This window comes from Streptomyces macrosporus, from assembly GCF_039533145.1.
In the GTDB taxonomy this organism is placed as follows: Bacteria; Actinomycetota; Actinomycetes; order Streptomycetales; family Streptomycetaceae; genus Streptomyces; species Streptomyces macrosporus.
This window is the reverse complement of sequence record NZ_BAAASZ010000003.1, coordinates 301,720-317,181: the sequence shown is the minus strand read 5'-3', so window position 1 is coordinate 317,181 and position 15,462 is coordinate 301,720. Positions and strand designations below refer to the sequence as shown.

Below are 15,462 nucleotides of genomic sequence, written 5' to 3'. Positions count from 1 at the left end.
GTTCCGGCCGCCGCCGCCCCGCCGCTCGCCCTGCCGCCGGCGCTCGCCCTCGCCCTGGCGCTGGCGCGGGGCGCCGCCGCGCCGCTCGCGCGCCGGACGGCCGCCCTGCTCGCCCTCGCCCGACGCCGGGCGGACGTCGTCGTCCAGCCGCATCGTCAGCGAGATCCGCTTGCGCGGCACGTCCACGTCCAGCACCTTGACCTTCACGATGTCGCCCGGCTTGGCCACGTCGCGCGGGTCCTTCACGAAGGACCTCGACATCGCCGAGACGTGGACCAGCCCGTCCTGGTGGACCCCGATGTCCACGAAGGCGCCGAACGCGGCGACGTTGGTCACCACGCCCTCCAGGACCATCCCCGGCGCCAGGTCGCCGATCTTCTCCACGTCCTCCCGGAAGGTGGCCGTCCGGAAGGCCGGACGCGGGTCGCGGCCGGGCTTCTCCAGCTCCTTGAGGATGTCGGTGACCGTGGGCAGGCCGAAGGTGTCGTCCACGAACTCCTGGGGCCGCAGCGTGCGCAGCACCGTGGTGTTGCCGATGAGCGCCGCCACGTCCTCGCCCGTCGCCTTCACCATCCTGCGCACCACCGGGTACGCCTCGGGGTGGACGGCCGAGGCGTCCAGGGGGTCGTCGCCGCCGCGGATGCGCAGGAAGCCCGCGCACTGCTCGTACGCCTTGGGGCCCAGCCGGGGGACGTCCCGCAGCGCCTTGCGGCTGCGGAAGGGGCCGTTGGCGTCGCGGTGGGCGACGATGTTCTCGGCCAGCCCCGGACCGATGCCCGACACCCGCGACAGCAGCGGCACCGAGGCGGTGTTGACGTCCACGCCGACACCGTTCACACAGTCCTCGACGACCGCGTCCAGCGAGCGCGACAGCTTCACCTCGGACACGTCGTGCTGGTACTGGCCGACGCCGATCGACTTGGGGTCGATCTTGACCAGTTCGGCCAGCGGGTCCTGCAGGCGCCGGGCGATGGAGACCGCGCCGCGCAGCGAGACGTCCAGGTCCGGCAGTTCGCGGGAGGCGAAGGCCGAGGCGGAGTACACCGAGGCGCCCGCCTCGGAGACCATCACCTTGGTCAGCTTCAACTCCGGGTGCGCCGCGCACAGTTCGGAGGCCAGCTTGTCCGTCTCCCGGGAGGCGGTGCCGTTGCCGATGGCGATCAGCTCGACGCGGTGCTCCCGCGCCAGCCGCGCCAGCGTCTCCAGCGACTCCCGCCAGCGGTTCTGGGGGACGTGCGGATAGATGGTGTCGGTGGCGGCCACCTTGCCGGTGGCGTCCACGACGGCCACCTTCACGCCCGTGCGGTAGCCCGGGTCCAGGCCCATCGTGGTGCGGGTGCCGGCCGGGGCGGCCAGCAGCAGGTCGCGCAGGTTGGCGGCGAACACGGCGACCGCCTCGTCCTCGGCGGCCGTGCGCAGCCGCAGCCGCAGGTCGATGCCCAGGTGCACCAGGATGCGGGTCCGCCAGGCCCAGCGCACGGTGTCGGCCAGCCACTTGTCGGCGGGACGGCCGCGGTCCTGGATGCCGAACCGGCGGGCGATGGCGCGCTCGTACTCGGACGGGCCGGCGGGCGCGCCCTCGGGGGCGTCCTCCGGCTCCGGGTCCATGGTGAGGTCGAGGACCTCCTCCTTCTCGCCCCGGAGCATCGCCAGCACCCGGTGCGAGGGGAGCCGGGTGAAGGGCTCGGCGAAGTCGAAGTAGTCGGCGAACTTGGCGCCCTGCTCCTCCTTGCCCTCCCGCACCCTGGAGACGAGCCGGCCGCGCCGCCACATCGTCTCGCGCAGCTCGCCGATGAGGTCGGCGTCCTCGCCGAAGCGCTCGGTGAGGATCGCCCGCGCGCCCTCCAGCGCGGCGGAGGCGTCCGCGACGCCCTTGTCCGGGTCGACGAACGCCGCCGCGGCGGCGGCCGGCTCCACGGTCGGGTCGCTCAGCAGCCCGTCGGCCAGCGGCTCCAGACCCGCCTCGCGGGCGATCTGCGCCTTGGTGCGCCGCTTGGGCTTGTAGGGCAGGTAGATGTCCTCCAGCCGCGCCTTGGAGTCGGCGGCGCGGATCCGGGCCTCCAGTTCGGCGTCGAGCTTGCCCTGGGCGCGCACGGACTCCAGGATCGCCGTCCGCCGCTCCTCCAGTTCCCGCAGGTAGCGCAGCCGTTCCTCGATGGTGCGCAGCTGCGCGTCGTCGAGGCCGCCGGTGGCCTCCTTGCGGTAGCGCGCGATGAACGGCACGGTCGAGCCGCCGTCGAGCAGTTCGACGGCGGCCCTGATCTGCCGTTCCCGTACGCCGAGTTCCTCGGCGATCCTGCCCTCGACGGACGCCGGGCCGGTCGTCTCGCCGGCCGCGCCCTCGACGGGCATCTCTCCGATGGACTGTGTCACGATCCGTTCCGCCTTCTCGGTGCTGGGGTTCCCCCGGTAGCCCGCATTGTTACAGGCGGCACCGACGGGCGGACGGTCAGACGCGGCGACCGGCGCGTGAAGCTCCGCCGAAGAGACGGGCCAGGAGGCGGAAGGGCAGCGTCACCACGGTCGCGATGGCGCCGCCGACGGTACGGAGTGCGTCTGCTATCGCTCGGAACATGTCATAACGGATGACCGCCGACGTCCCGGGCAAACCAACTCCGTTGGGAGAAAGTCTCCGACGCGCCCCGACACCGCCCGACAGCCTCCGGCCCGCCCGGCGTCCCCTCGGCACCCCTCGGCACCGCCTCAGCTCTTGCCGAAGAGGCCGTCGGGGAAGGCGCCCGCGCCGATGGCCGCGGTCGTGAAGGCGCCGCACAGCTCGGTCAGCCGCTCGGTGCCGGCCGCGCCCAGGTGCTCGTACGGGCCGCGGTCGAGCCGGTCGGTCTCCTCCTCCAGCTCCCTGCGGAGGGCGACGCCGGCCTCGGTCAACTCGCCCTCGGCGTCCAGCAGTCCGCGCCCGCGCAGCCGCTCCTGGGCCTCCTCCCAGTCCCGGCGGGTGTAGCTGCGGGTGGCGAGCACCCACTTGGGGCTCATGCCGCGACCGCCGGCGGTGTGGCTGACCAGCGCCTCCAGCGGGTCCAGCCCGGCGCGCAGGAGGACGGAGACGTGGCCGTCGCCGCGGTGCTCGCGCAGCAGCGAGGCCGCGTGCCACAGCGCCAGGTGCGGGGCCTCGGGCACCGGGAGGTCGGCGTGCGCGGCGTACAGCGGGCGGCCGGGGCGGGAGCACCCCTCCGTGGCGCGCAGCGCCAGTTCGGCCGCCTCGGCCATCTCCTTGGAGGCCACCGCCTCCTCGCCCAGCAGCCGCCGCAGCAGGGAGTCGGCGGCGCGCAGCCGCGCGGCGAGCACGGTCTCGGGGGAGGCCAGTTCCCACACGCCCGGCAGGTGGCGGGCGACGAGGTCGTGGTGGAAGTTGTGGAACGCCGCGGTGACGACCCCCGGACCGACCCGGCCGAGCGCCGCCGCGCGCCCGGCGAAGTAGACGGCGGAGGAGTCCTCGATGCCGTGGGGGGAGAGCTCCCGGGCCAGGTCGGGGGCGAAGTAGAGGGCCGAGTGCAGCGGGTTGACGACGTTGTGGCAGCGCCGTCCGGCACGCGCGGGAAGCGAGGTCATGCCGGCACGTTACCTGCCGGTAACGGGCCAGGTGAAGACCGGGGACCGTCGTTCGAGGAAGGCGGCGACCCCCTCGGCGGCCTCGCCGCTCTCCCGCGCCCGGCGGTCCCAGTACGCGATCCGCTCCGGGTCCGGCGGAGCGCCCGCGCCGTCGGCGAACTCCTTGGCCGCGGCCTGGGTGAGCTGCGAGCGGGAGACCAGCAGGCGCGCGAACTCCGCCACCCGTCCGCCGAGTTCCGCGGCCGGGTGCACCTCGTCGACCAGACCGGTGCGCAGGGCGCGCTCGGTGTCGATCAGCTCGCCGGAGAACAGCAGGTACTTGGCGGTGGCCGGGCCGACCAGGGAGACCAGCCGCCGGGTGGCGGAGGCCGCGTAGACGATGCCGAGCTTCGCCGGGGTGATCCCGAAGAGGGCCCCCTCGGCGGCGAAGCGCAGGTCGCAGGCGACGGCGAGTTGGCAGCCGCCCCCCACGCAGTGGCCGCGCACGGCCGCCAGGGTGGGGCGGGGGAAGGCCGCCAGCGCCTCCTCGGCCGCCACCGCCAGGCCCCGGGAGTCCGCGTCGTCGTCCCGCAGCGCACCGATGTCGACGCCCGCGCAGAAGGTGTCGCCCTCGCCGGTGAGGACGAGCGCCCGCACGGCGGGGTCGGCGGCGAGCCGCTCCAACGTGGCGGGCACCTGGCGCCACATCTCCGGCGTCATCGCGTTCCGCTTGGCCGGGTTGCGGATGGTGAGGGTGGCGACGCCCGCCGCGACGGAGGTGAGCACGGCCGGCTCGGTGTGCTGGGACATGTGTCGGATCGTAACGATCGGGAAGAGGGGCACTCCCCGCGGGCCCGGGGACCGAGCGTGCAGGGTCGGTCACGGTCGCGAACGCCGCGTAAGTCTTCTGTCAATTGCCATCGATAAGTGCCGACTTGCAGTCACCCCGCCGGGCCGTCCGCTCCACGGGCGAACACTCGATCCGACACTCGACGGAGAACCGGTCCGGATCGGGCCGGAGGACACGCGGCGAGCGAGCCGGAAGCGGGGTGCGGGCAGATGGAGATCCGTGGGGACACCTCCCCTGATCCGGGCGGACGGGCGCCGGCGGCGCCCCCGGGCGGACCGGCGGTACGGCCGCGGCCGTACGAGGGCACCTGGCGGTTCACCGCCCCGGTACGGGACTCCTCCGTGCCCCTGGCCCGCCACGCCGTGCGCGACCTCGTCCGCCGCAGGGGCGTCCCCGTCTCCGACGACCTGCTCCACAGCCTGCTGCTGATCCTCTCGGAGCTGGTCACCAACGCCGTACGGCACGCCGCCCTGCTCTCGACGGAGATCGGCGTGGAGGTCGCCGTCGGCGCGGACTGGGTGCGGATCGGGGTCGAGGACGGCCATCCCTACCGCCCCACGGCGCTGGCCGCCGACCCGTCGCAGGAGCACACCGGGGGGCGCGGACTGCTCCTGGTCAAGGCCACCGTCGCCGAGGCGGGCGGGATCTGCGAGGTCCGGCAGACCGCGTCCGGCGGCAAGGAGGTGTGGGCCGTCCTGCCCCTGGGGCCGACGCCGGCGTCACCAGCCCGCTGAGGTCCCGGCCACCTCGCGGATGCCCGCGCGCGCCGCGTCGAGCACCGTCATGAACCAGGCCGAGAACGGCTCCGCCTCGTGCCGCTTGAGCAGCTCCTCGGGCGTCACGAACGCCGTCTCGGCGATCTCGTCCGGGTCCGGGCGCGGAGTGTCCCGCACCAGCCCGGCGAAGAGGTGGTTGTACTCCTGCTCCACCAGGCCCGAGGCCGGGTCCGGGTGGTTGTAGCGCACCGTGCCGGCCTCCCGCATCAGCCAGGGCGCCACGCCCAGCTCCTCGCCCACCCGGCGCGCGGCGGCGGCGAAGGGCGGCTCGCCGGGGTAGGGGTGGCCGCAGCAGGTGTTGGACCACACGCCCGGGGAGTGGTACTTCCCCAGCGCCCTGCGCTGGAGCAGCAGCCGGCCCATGTCGTCGAAGAGGAAGACGGAGAAGGCCCGGTGCAGACGGCCCGGCGCACGGTGGGCGGACAGCTTCTCCGCGGTCCCGACGGTCGTGCCGTTCTCGTCGACCAGTTCGAGCATGATCGGGTCCGCCGTGCCGTTCGTCATGTCCACCCTTCGCCGGAATGTGCCGGAACGCCGCTTCTCCGATGGTCCGACCTTCTGTCTCAGTGTGCCGCACGCCGTCGGGTGCCGCGCGCCCTCCCGGACCGCGACGACCACCGCGACGACCACCGCGACGACCACGGTCCCGACCGCCTCAGTGGCACAACCGGCCCTCGTACGCCGCGTGCCCGCGGGGTTCGAGCTGGAAGGTGCAGTGCTCGACGTCGAAGTGCCGGCCCAGGCAGCTCCGCAGGTCGTGGAGGATCCGCTCGTGGCCCGCCGACTCCAGCTCCTCCCGGTCGACCACCACGTGCGCGGAGAGCACCGGCATGCCGGAGGTGATCGTCCACACATGCAGGTCGTGCAGGTCCTCCACGCCCGGCACGTCCAGGATGTGCTGCCGCACCCGGCCCATGTCCACGTGCCGGGGCGCGGCCTCCAGCAGGACGTCGATCGCCTCGCGCGCCAGCTTCACCGTGCGCGGCACGATCAGCACCGCGATCAGCAGCGAGGCCACGGCGTCGGCCCCCTCCCAGCCGGTCACCACGATCACCAACGCGGCGACGATCACGGCGAGCGAACCCAGGGCGTCCGCCGCCACCTCCAGGAAGGCGCCGCGCACGTTCAGGCTCTCCCGCTGCCCCTTCATCAGCAGCAGCATGGACAGGCCGTTGAGGGCCAGGCCGACCACGCCGAACAGGACCGTCGGCCCGCCGGGCACCTCCTGCGGATGACGCAGCCGGTCCAGGGCCTCCACCAGGATGTAGCCGCCGACCCCGAGCAGCAGCACGCAGTTGAGGAGCGCGGCGAGGATCTCGGCCCGGGCGAAGCCGAAGGTGCGGCGCTCGTTGCCGGGACGGTTGGCGACGTGGATCGCCAGCAGCGCCATCCCGACGCCCACCACGTCGGTCGCGACGTGCCCCGCGTCCGCCAGCAGGGCCAGCGAACCGGTCAGAGCGGCGCCCACGGCCTCGGCGAGCAGCAGCACGACCGCGATCACCAGGGCGGCGCGCAGCCGCCCCCGGTACGCCGCCGCCGCGGTGCCCGAGCCGCCGGGCGGCGGTCCGCCGTGGTTGTGCCCTGCGCCCATGGTCCATGCCTCCGTCACGTCGCGGTCGATCGGCGGACGATCTCAGTGAACTACGGGAGGGGGGTATGGGGCAACGCGGCACTGAACACCGTTGTCATCCCCTGTGACCTGCGCCTTGTCAACCGACCCCGCGCCCGGAACCGCCGGCCTCGGGGTGGCGCAGGCACCAGCCCTCCCAGGCCGAGGCCACCATCTGCCGTACCCCGTACCGGGGAGCCCAGCCCAACTCCTTGCCGATCCGTTCGGCCGAGGCGACCACCCCGGCCGGATCGCCCGGACGGCGCGCGACGACCAGCGGTGCGGGCTCGCGGACCCCCGTGACCTCGGCCACCAGGTCGGCCAACTCCCGCACGGACACCCCCCGGCCGGTGCCGACGTTCAGCGTCAGGTCCTCGCCGCCCGGAAGCTCCGCCAGTCGGCGGGCGGTGGCCAGGTGGGCGTCGGCCAGGTCCACCACGTGGATGTAGTCGCGGATGCAGGTGCCGTCCGGGGTGGGGTAGTCGTCGCCGAAGATCCGCGGCGCCTCACCGCGGGTGAGGGCGTCGAAGAACATCGGGATGACATTGGACACACCGAGGTCGGCCAGCTCCGGCCGGGCCGCCCCCGCCACGTTGAAGTAGCGCAGACAGGCGGTCGCCATCCCGTGCGCCCTGCCGGTGGCGCGCACCAGCCACTCGCCCGCGAGCTTGGTCTCGCCGTACGGGCTCAGCGGCACGCACGGGGTGTCCTCCGTGACCGGGTCCTCCTCCGGCATGCCGTAGACGGCGGCGGAGGAGGAGAAGAGGAAGCGCCGCACCCCCGCCGCGACCACCGCCTCCAGCAGCACCGTCAGCCCGTGCACGTTCTCGCGGTAGTACGCCAGCGGCCGCTCCACGGACTCGCCGACCTGCTTCTTCGCCGCCAGGTGCACCACGCCCGTGACGCCGTGCTCGGCGAGGGTCCGATCCAGCAGGGGGCGGTCGGAGACCGTGCCCCGCACCAGCGGCACCTCGGGCGGCAGCCGCTCCGGCAGGCCGTTGGAGAGGTCGTCCAGCACGACGACCCGCTCACCGGCCTCGCTCAGGGCCCGCGCCACGTGCGCGCCGATGTATCCCGCTCCACCTGTGACCAGCCATGTCATGACGGCAGCCTAGCCACTGTCCGGATCGTCCGGGTCCTTGTGCCGATCGTCATGATCGACAATGCTGTGCGGCGGTGTGCGACGGCGGTGCAACCCCTCCGCGGTGAATCCGCGGTGAACGGCCGCTTCCGCCGATCCGATAACCTCTGGCCACGTGTCGCCCGCCCCGAACGGGTGATGGCGCACTGTGACCGCTGCCCGGATGCCGCCCGTACGGACCGCGCCGCGGACAGCACGGCTTCCAAGGAGTGTGTTCGTTCTTGTCGACCGCCATTCTCACCGGTCCACCGGTCGCGGAGGTGCCCCTGGAGGGCGATCTGCGGTCGTTGGGCTTCGACGTGCGGGTGGCGGCCGACGCCGCCGGGGTGGCGGCGGAGCTGGCCGCCGTCCCGGCGGGCGAGCGCGTCGCCCTCGTCGACCCCCGCTTCGTCGGCCACCTGCACAGCCTGCGGCTGGCCCTGACCGACCCCCGCTTCCCCGTCGCCGCCGTGCCGGGCGCCCTCACCGCCCGCCCCGAGGCCCGCGCCGCCCTGGCCCGGGCCGTGGCGGCCGCGACGGCCGCCCCGCGGGAGAGCGCTCCGGTCGCCGCCGGACGGGGCACCGCCGACACCGCCCCGACGGCCCCGGCGTCCGCCGGCCTGCCCGACCGGGTGGCCGCGGCGCTGGAGGACGACGCCGACGCCCCCGCCGTCCACCGGCCCGAACTGGGCACGCTCGTCGCCGCCGTGCCGGCCGACGAGACGGCGCGGGAGGAGGCCCGGCGGGCCGTGGAGGCCGTGGACGAGGAGGCCGTGCGGCTGCGCTCGGCCGTGAAGGCCCGTGACGGTTTCTTCACCACGTTCTTCATCAGTCCTTACTCGCGCTACATCGCCCGCTGGTGCGCCCGGCGCGGGCTCACCCCCAACCAGGTGACCACCGCCTCGCTGCTCACCGCGCTGATCGCGGCGGCCTGCGCCGCCACCGGCACCCGGGGCGGCTTCGTCGCCGCCGGGGCGCTGCTGCTCGCCTCGTTCGTGCTGGACTGCACCGACGGGCAGCTCGCCCGCTACGCGCTGAAGTACTCCACGCTCGGCGCCTGGCTGGACGCCACCTTCGACCGCGCCAAGGAGTACGCGTACTACGCGGGCCTGGCGCTCGGCGCGGCCCGCGGCGGCGACGACGTGTGGGCGCTCGCCCTGGGCGCGATGGTGCTCCAGACCTGCCGGCACGTCGTGGACTTCTCCTTCAACGAGGCGGACCACTACGAGGGAGCGGGGACGACCGGCGCCGCCGGCCCCACCGCCGCCCTCTCCGGGCGGCTGGACAAGGTCGGCTGGACGGTCTGGGCCCGCCGCATGATCGTGCTGCCGATCGGCGAGCGCTGGGCGCTGATCGCCGTCCTCACCGCGCTCACCACCCCCCGCACGACCTTCGTCGTGCTGCTGATCGGCTGCGCGTTCGCCGCCTGCTACACCACCGCCGGACGGGTGCTGCGCTCGCTCGCCCGGAGGGCGGAGCGCACCGACCGGGCCGCCCGCGCCCTGGCCGACCTGGCCGACTCCGGGCCGCTCGCCGAGGGGGTGGCCGCCGCGCTGAAGGGCGTACGGCTCCCCGCGTTCGCCGCACCCGCCCTCGCCCTGCTGGGCGCGGCCGTTCCGGTGGCCGCCGCGCTGTGGACGCCCGTGGGCGGCCCCTGGCCGGTCGCGGCCGCGGCGGCCTACGCCGTCCTGGCCGGGGCGGCCGTCGCCCGCCCCCTGAAGGGCGCCCTGGACTGGCTGGTACCGCCCCTCTTCCGCGCGGCGGAGTACACCACGATCCTGGTGCTGGCCGCCCGGTCGGAGGCGAACGGCGCCCTGCCCGCCGCGTTCGGGCTGGTGGCGGCGGTCGCCTACCATCACTACGACACGGTGTACCGCATCCGCGGTGGCACCGGAGCCCCACCGCGCCGGCTGGTGCGGGCGATCGGCGGACACGAGGGACGCGTCCTGGTGGTCACGGCCGCCGCCGCCCTCTGGGCCGGGAGCCAGGGCTTCACGATCGCGCTCACGGTCCTGGCCTGGGCCCTGGCGCTCACGGTGCTCGCCGAGAGCGTCCGCTTCTGGGTGTCCTCGCAAGCACCCGCCGTACACGACGAAACAGGAGAACCCGCATGATCGGCCTCGTGCTGGCCGCCGGCGCCGGACGGCGCCTGCGCCCCTACACCGACACCCTTCCCAAGGCCCTGGTGCCGGTGGACCCGGAGGGCGAGGGGACGACGACCGTGCTCGACCTCACCCTCGGCAACTTCCGCGAGGTCGGACTGACCGACGTCGCCGTGGTCGTGGGGTACCGCAAGGAGGCCGTGTACGAGCGCAAGGCCGCCCTGGAGAAGAAGTACGGCCTCACCCTCCACCTGGTGGAGAACGACAAGGCCGAGGAGTGGAACAACGCCTACTCCCTGTGGTGCGCCCGCGAGGTCCTCAAGGAGGGTGTGATCCTCGCCAACGGCGACACCGTCCACCCCGTCTCCGTGGAGCGGACGCTGCTGGACGCCCGCGGAGAGGGCCGGAAGATCATCCTCGCCCTCGACACGGTCAAGAAGCTCGCCGACGAGGAGATGAAGGTCGTCACCGAGCCCGGCAAGGGCGTGCGGCGGATCACCAAGCTGATGGACCCCGCCGACGCCACCGGCGAGTACATCGGCGTGACCCTCATCGAGGGCGAGGCGGCCGTCGACCTGGCCGACGCCCTGAAGGCCACCTACGAGCGCGACCCGCAGCTGTACTACGAGGACGGCTACCAGGAGCTGGTGGACCGCGGCTTCACCGTCGACGTCGCCCCGATCGGCGAGGTGAGCTGGGTCGAGATCGACAACCACGACGACCTGAACAAGGCGCGGGAGATCGCGTGCCGGTACTGACCCGTCTCATCCCGTCGCCGGTCGTCGTCGACATCAGGCCCGGCGCGCTGGACGACCTGGCGGGCCTCCTGGTCGACCAGCGCATCTCGGCCTCCGGCAAGCTCGCGATCGCCATCAGCGGCGGCTCGGGGGCGGCGCTGCGCGAGCGGTTCGCCCCCGCGCTGCCGGGAGCCGACTGGTACGAGGTCGGCGGCGGCACCCTGGACGACGCGATCAAGCTCGCCGACGGCATCAAGTCCGGACGCTACGACGCGGTCGTCGGCATGGGCGGCGGCAAGATCATCGACTGTGCCAAGTTCGCCGCCGCGCGCGTCGGCCTGCCGATGGTCGCCGTCGCCACGAACCTCAGCCACGACGGGCTGTGCTCCCCGGTCGCCACGCTCGACAACGACGCCGGCCGCGGCTCGTACGGCGTGCCGAACCCGATCGCGATCGTCATCGACCTCGACGTCATCCGCGAGGCCCCGATCCGCTTCGTCCGTTCGGGCGTCGGGGACGTCATCTCCAACATCTCCGCCGTCGCCGACTGGGAGCTGTCCCACCGCGTGACCGGAGAGCAGATCGACGGCCTGGCCGCCGCCATGGCCCGTCAGGCGGGCGAGGCGGTGCTGCGCCACCCGGGCGGCTGCGGTGACGACGAGTTCCTCACCGTGCTGGCCGAGGGCCTGGTGCTGACCGGCATCTCCATGTCGGTGGCCGGCGACAGCCGCCCCGCCTCGGGCGCCTGCCACGAGATCAACCACGCCTTCGACCTGCTCTACCCCAAGCGCGCCGCCGCGCACGGCGAGCAGTGCGGGCTCGGCGCCGCCTTCGCGATGCACCTGCGGGGCGCGGAGGAGCAGACGGGGCTGATGATCGAGGTGCTGCGGCGGCACGGCCTGCCCGTGCTGCCCGGTGAGATCGGTTTCAGCGAGGACGAGTTCGTCACGGTGGTGGAGTACGCGCCGCAGACCCGGCCCGGGCGCTACACGATCATCGAGCACCTGGACCTCTCCACCGACCAGATCAGGGACGCGTACGCCGACTATGTCAAAGCTGTCAAAGCCGTCAGTGGCTGAACTCCGCCCGGTCGTCCACCCCGCGGGGGTGAAGGACCGGCGCAGCGGCGAGCACTGGGCCGGGCGCCTGTACATGCGGGAGATCTCGCTGCGCTGGACCCGCCATCTGGTGAACACCCGGATAACCCCCAACCAGCTCACCCACCTGATGGTCGTGGCGGGCGTGGCGGCCGGCGCGGTCCTGCTGGTGCCGGGCCCGGTCGGGGCGATCCTCGCCGCCCTCCTCATCCAGCTCTACCTGCTGCTGGACTGCGTGGACGGCGAGGTCGCCCGCTGGCGCAAGCAGACGTCCATCACCGGCGTCTACCTGGACCGGGTGGGCCACTACCTGGCCGAGGCCGCGCTCCTGGTCGGCTTCGGCCTGCGGGCGGCGGACCTCTTCCGCGCCGAGGGCGCCGCGCCGAACTGGATGTGGGCCTTCCTGGGCACCGTGGCCGCGCTCGGCGCGATCCTGATCAAGGCCGAGACCGACCTGGTGGACGTGGCCCGCTCCCGCAGCGGCCTGCCGGCGGTCAAGGAGGAGGCGGCGGTGCCCCGCTCCTCGAAGCTGGCGCTGGCCCGCCGGGCGGCGGCGGCGCTGAAGTTCCACCGGCTGGTCGGCGGGGTCGAGGCGTCCCTGGTGATCCTGGTGGTGGCCGTGGCGGACACGGTGCGCGGCGACCTGTTCTTCACCCGCCTGGGTGTCGCCGTCCTGGCGGGGATCGCCGTCCTGCAGACCCTGCTGCACCTGGTGTCCATCCTGGCGTCGAGCAGGCTGCGGTGACGCGGCGGCCCGCGATCGGGGACGGCGAGCGGCGGCGAGCGGCGGTGAAGGACGGTGAGTGAGATGACGGACGCGGACGGCAGGCCCCTGACCCTGGGGGCGGTCATCCTGACCATGGGCAACCGCCCCGAGGAGCTGCGCGCCCTGCTCGACTCGGTCGCCAAGCAGGAGGGCGACCCCATCCGGGTCGTGGTCGTCGGCAACGGCGCCCCGCTGCCCGAGCTGCCCGACGGCGTGCGGACCGTGGAGCTGCCGGAGAACCTCGGCATCCCCGGCGGTCGCAACGTCGGCATCGAGGCGTTCGGGCCGGGCGGGCGCGAGGTGGACGTCCTGCTCTTCCTCGACGACGACGGGCTGCTGCCCAACACCGACACCGCCGAGCTGGTGCGGCAGGCGTTCGCGGCCGACCCGAAGCTGGGCATCGTCAGCTTCCGCATCGCCGACCCGGTCACCGGCGCCACCCAGCGCCGCCACGTGCCGCGGCTGCGGGCGTCGGACCCGATGCGCTCCTCGCGGGTGACGACCTTCCTGGGAGGCGCCAACGCGGTGCGCACCAAGGTCTTCCAGGAGGTCGGCGGGCTGCCGGACGAGTTCTTCTACGCCCACGAGGAGACCGACCTGGCGTGGCGGGCGCTGGACGCGGGGTGGATGATCGACTACCGCTCCGACATGGTGCTCCACCACCCCACCACCCTCCCCAGCCGGCACGCGGTCTACCACCGGATGGTCGCGCGCAACCGGGTGTGGCTGGCCCGCCGCAACCTGCCCCTCCCGCTCATCCCCCTCTACCTGGGCGTCTGGCTGCTGCTGACCCTGCTGCGGCGCCCCTCCCGGCCCGCGCTGCGCGCCTGGATGGGAGGCTTCAAGGAGGGCTGGACCACTCCTTGCGGTCCCCGCCGGCCCATGAAGTGGCGTACGGTGTGGCGTCTGACCCGACTCGGTCGCCCTCCCGTCATCTGAATCTGACAAGCTCTGCTTCGAGGGCATCGGGTCCGGCTGACAGGGACCGGGGTCCCGCTGTACTCATCCCATCCCGGCTGTGCACTGTGAGGACGAAAGTTTCAACGTGAGCGACACAACGCACGGCGGTGCGATCGCGACGAGCGAACCTCCGCGTTCACCCGACGACGGCCTGTCCCCGGCCGAACTCGCCGCCAAGTACGGTCTGACGGTGAGCGGGGCGCGCCCCTCCCTGATGGAGTACGTCCGGCAGCTCTGGGCGCGGCGGCACTTCATCCTCGCCTTCTCCCGCGCCAAGCTCGTGGCGCAGTACAGCCAGGCCAAGCTCGGCCAGCTGTGGCAGGTCGCGACGCCGCTGCTGAACGCGGCGGTGTACTTCTTCGTCTTCGGCGTCCTGCTGGGCGGCCGTGAGGGAACGCCGGGCGGCAAGGACAACTACATCCCGTTCCTGGTCACGGGCGTCTTCGTGTTCACCTTCACGCAGACCTCGGTCCTCTCGGGGGTCCGGTCCATCTCCGGGAACCTGGGCCTGGTGCGCGCCCTGCACTTCCCGCGCGCCTCGCTGCCCATCTCCTTCTCGCTGCAACAGCTCCAGCAGCTGCTGTACTCGATGGCCGTCCTGGGGGTCATCCTCCTCGCCTTCCGGCACTTCCCCACCTGGTCCTGGCTGCTGGTGGTGCCGATCCTGGCCCTGCAACTGCTCTTCAACACCGGCCTGGCGATGATCATGGCCCGGTTGGGCAGCAAGACCCCGGACCTGGCCCAGCTGATGCCCTTCGTGATGCGGACCTGGATGTACGCGTCCGGCGTGATGTTCCCCCTGGAGTACATGCTCAGGGAGCGGACCAGCGCCCCGGAGTGGCTGGTGATCGCGGCCCAGGTCAACCCCGCGGCCGTCTACATGGACCTCATGCGCTTCGCGCTCATCGACGGGTACACCCTTTCCGACCTCCCCCCGTACGCCTGGGCGCTCGCCGCCGGCTGGGCCGTCCTGATCGGGGTCGGCGGGTTCGTGTTCTTCTGGAAGGCGGAGGAGCGTTATGGCCGTGGCTGAGAAGGGCCTGGAGAAGAACGCCACCACCGAACCGGCACAGGACGGCGCGGCGGCGGGCGGCGAGCGGCGTCCGACCGTGATCGCCGACGACGTGCACATCGTCTACCGCGTCTACGGCGGCGCCCGGGGCCGGGGCAGCGCCACCGCCGCCCTCAGCCGGATCCTCCGCCGCAAGCCGGGCGGGAACGTGCGCGAGGTGCACGCGGTGCGGGGCGTGAGCTTCACCGCCTACCGCGGCGAGGCGATCGGCCTGATCGGCTCCAACGGCTCGGGCAAGTCGACCCTGCTGCGGGCCATCGCGGGCCTGCTGCCCGTCGAGCGCGGCAGGGTCTACACCGACGGCCAGCCCTCGCTGCTGGGCGTCAACGCGGCGCTGATGAACGACCTGACCGGCGAGCGCAACGTCATACTGGGCGGCCTGGCGATGGGCATGACCAAGGCCCAGATCGAGGAGCGCTACCAGGACATCGTCGACTTCTCCGGCATCAACGAGAAGGGCGACTTCATCAGCCTGCCGATGCGCACGTACTCCTCCGGCATGGCGGCCCGGCTGCGGTTCTCCATCGCCGCGGCCAAGGACCACGACGTGCTGATGATCGACGAGGCGCTGGCGACGGGCGACAAGAAGTTCCAGAAGCGCTCGGAGGCCCGCATCCGCGAGCTGCGCAAGGAGGCCGGCACGGTCTTCCTGGTCAGCCACAACAACAAGTCCATCCGGGACACCTGCAACCGGGTGCTGTGGCTGGAGCACGGCGAGCTGCGGATGGACGGCCCGACGGACGAGGTGCTCAAGGAGTACGAGGAGTTCACCCGCAAGTAGAGGCCGCTCGACGGCACGGGGGACGGCCCCCGCGGACCCGGGAACG

The 15,462-nt window shown here is 73.2% G+C and carries 15 protein-coding genes; 8 read left to right on the top strand and 7 right to left on the bottom strand.

Going from position 1 to position 15,462, the window contains the following annotated elements; translation table 11 throughout:
• The 4 genes from ABD335_RS01885 to ABD335_RS01870 form a co-directional block, all read right to left on the bottom strand.
• Nucleotides 1-2,352: Tex family protein (locus ABD335_RS01885; RefSeq protein WP_344320297.1), on the bottom strand; the 2,352-nt coding region annotated here is incomplete at its 3' end.
• Nucleotides 2,353-2,449: 97 nt separating this feature from the next.
• Entirely contained in the window at nt 2,450-2,575 is a 126-nt protein-coding gene (locus tag ABD335_RS01880) for an LPFR motif small protein (protein WP_324921991.1), read from the bottom strand.
• A gap of 128 nt (nt 2,576-2,703) precedes the next feature.
• Complete coding sequence (locus tag ABD335_RS01875) at nt 2,704-3,567, bottom strand: SCO6745 family protein (protein WP_344320212.1); 864 nt, start codon at nt 3,565-3,567, stop codon at nt 2,704-2,706.
• A gap of 9 nt (nt 3,568-3,576) precedes the next feature.
• Nucleotides 3,577-4,356, bottom strand: coding sequence for an enoyl-CoA hydratase/isomerase family protein (locus ABD335_RS01870; RefSeq protein ID WP_344320211.1), 780 nt, complete (start codon nt 4,354-4,356; stop codon nt 3,577-3,579).
• Between the two features lie 249 nt (nt 4,357-4,605).
• Between ABD335_RS01870 and ABD335_RS01865 the strand changes: the two genes are divergently transcribed.
• The gene (locus ABD335_RS01865; protein ID WP_344320210.1) at nt 4,606-5,130 is read left to right on the top strand and encodes an ATP-binding protein; all 525 of its coding nucleotides are present in this window, start codon (nt 4,606-4,608) and stop codon (nt 5,128-5,130) included.
• On the opposite strand, the gene idi is transcribed toward ABD335_RS01865, so the two are convergent.
• The 3 genes from idi to galE all read right to left on the bottom strand — a co-directional run bounded on the left by idi (nt 5,116) and on the right by galE (nt 7,883).
• A complete protein-coding gene (idi, locus tag ABD335_RS01860; protein ID WP_344320209.1) occupies nt 5,116-5,676 on the bottom strand; it encodes an isopentenyl-diphosphate Delta-isomerase in 561 nt (186 codons plus the stop codon). The genes ABD335_RS01865 and idi overlap by 15 nt on opposite strands.
• A gap of 151 nt (nt 5,677-5,827) precedes the next feature.
• Complete coding sequence (locus ABD335_RS01855; protein WP_344320208.1) at nt 5,828-6,763, bottom strand: cation diffusion facilitator family transporter; 936 nt, start codon at nt 6,761-6,763, stop codon at nt 5,828-5,830.
• Between the two features lie 118 nt (nt 6,764-6,881).
• Complete coding sequence (gene galE, locus ABD335_RS01850) at nt 6,882-7,883, bottom strand: UDP-glucose 4-epimerase GalE (RefSeq protein ID WP_344320207.1); 1,002 nt, start codon at nt 7,881-7,883, stop codon at nt 6,882-6,884.
• A gap of 260 nt (nt 7,884-8,143) precedes the next feature.
• Between galE and ABD335_RS01845 the strand changes: the two genes are divergently transcribed.
• The 7 genes from ABD335_RS01845 (at nt 8,144) to ABD335_RS01815 (ending at nt 15,416) form a co-directional block, all read left to right on the top strand.
• Entirely contained in the window at nt 8,144-10,015 is a 1,872-nt protein-coding gene (locus ABD335_RS01845; protein WP_344320206.1) for a DUF5941 domain-containing protein, read from the top strand.
• Entirely contained in the window at nt 10,012-10,761 is a 750-nt protein-coding gene (locus ABD335_RS01840) for a phosphocholine cytidylyltransferase family protein (RefSeq protein ID WP_344320205.1), read from the top strand. Before ABD335_RS01845 ends, ABD335_RS01840 begins: the two co-directional genes overlap by 4 nt.
• Complete coding sequence (locus tag ABD335_RS01835) at nt 10,749-11,819, top strand: iron-containing alcohol dehydrogenase family protein (protein WP_344320204.1); 1,071 nt, start codon at nt 10,749-10,751, stop codon at nt 11,817-11,819. Before ABD335_RS01840 ends, ABD335_RS01835 begins: the two co-directional genes overlap by 13 nt.
• Nucleotides 11,788-12,582, top strand: a complete 795-nt coding sequence (locus ABD335_RS01830) for a CDP-alcohol phosphatidyltransferase family protein (protein WP_344320203.1) — start codon at nt 11,788-11,790, stop codon at nt 12,580-12,582. The genes ABD335_RS01835 and ABD335_RS01830 overlap by 32 nt, the downstream gene beginning before the upstream one ends.
• 63 nt (nt 12,583-12,645) lie before the next feature.
• Nucleotides 12,646-13,542 (top strand): glycosyltransferase family 2 protein, encoded by an 897-nt coding sequence (locus ABD335_RS01825; protein WP_344320202.1) that lies wholly within the window; start codon nt 12,646-12,648, stop codon nt 13,540-13,542.
• Nucleotides 13,543-13,648: 106 nt separating this feature from the next.
• Nucleotides 13,649-14,596 (top strand): ABC transporter permease, encoded by a 948-nt coding sequence (locus ABD335_RS01820; protein ID WP_344320201.1) that lies wholly within the window; start codon nt 13,649-13,651, stop codon nt 14,594-14,596.
• Complete coding sequence (locus ABD335_RS01815) at nt 14,583-15,416, top strand: ABC transporter ATP-binding protein (RefSeq protein WP_344320200.1); 834 nt, start codon at nt 14,583-14,585, stop codon at nt 15,414-15,416. Before ABD335_RS01820 ends, ABD335_RS01815 begins: the two co-directional genes overlap by 14 nt.
• Nucleotides 15,417-15,462 lie beyond the last annotated feature (46 nt).

Excerpts from the sequence above, each read along its gene's own strand:
- ABD335_RS01815 (WP_344320200.1), top strand. The coding sequence starts at position 14,583 with ATGGCCGTGGCTGAGAAGGGCCTGGAGAAGAACGCCACCACCGAACCG.
- idi (WP_344320209.1), bottom strand. The coding sequence starts at position 5,676 with ATGACGAACGGCACGGCGGACCCGATCATGCTCGAACTGGTCGACGAG.
- galE (WP_344320207.1), bottom strand. The coding sequence starts at position 7,883 with ATGACATGGCTGGTCACAGGTGGAGCGGGATACATCGGCGCGCACGTG.
- ABD335_RS01825 (WP_344320202.1), top strand. The coding sequence starts at position 12,646 with ATGACGGACGCGGACGGCAGGCCCCTGACCCTGGGGGCGGTCATCCTG.
- ABD335_RS01855 (WP_344320208.1), bottom strand. The coding sequence starts at position 6,763 with ATGGGCGCAGGGCACAACCACGGCGGACCGCCGCCCGGCGGCTCGGGC.
- ABD335_RS01880 (WP_324921991.1), bottom strand. The coding sequence starts at position 2,575 with ATGTTCCGAGCGATAGCAGACGCACTCCGTACCGTCGGCGGCGCCATC.
- ABD335_RS01875 (WP_344320212.1), bottom strand. The coding sequence starts at position 3,567 with ATGACCTCGCTTCCCGCGCGTGCCGGACGGCGCTGCCACAACGTCGTC.
- ABD335_RS01830 (WP_344320203.1), top strand. The coding sequence starts at position 11,788 with ATGTCAAAGCTGTCAAAGCCGTCAGTGGCTGAACTCCGCCCGGTCGTC.
- ABD335_RS01870 (WP_344320211.1), bottom strand. The coding sequence starts at position 4,356 with ATGTCCCAGCACACCGAGCCGGCCGTGCTCACCTCCGTCGCGGCGGGC.
- ABD335_RS01840 (WP_344320205.1), top strand. The coding sequence starts at position 10,012 with ATGATCGGCCTCGTGCTGGCCGCCGGCGCCGGACGGCGCCTGCGCCCC.
- ABD335_RS01865 (WP_344320210.1), top strand. The coding sequence starts at position 4,606 with ATGGAGATCCGTGGGGACACCTCCCCTGATCCGGGCGGACGGGCGCCG.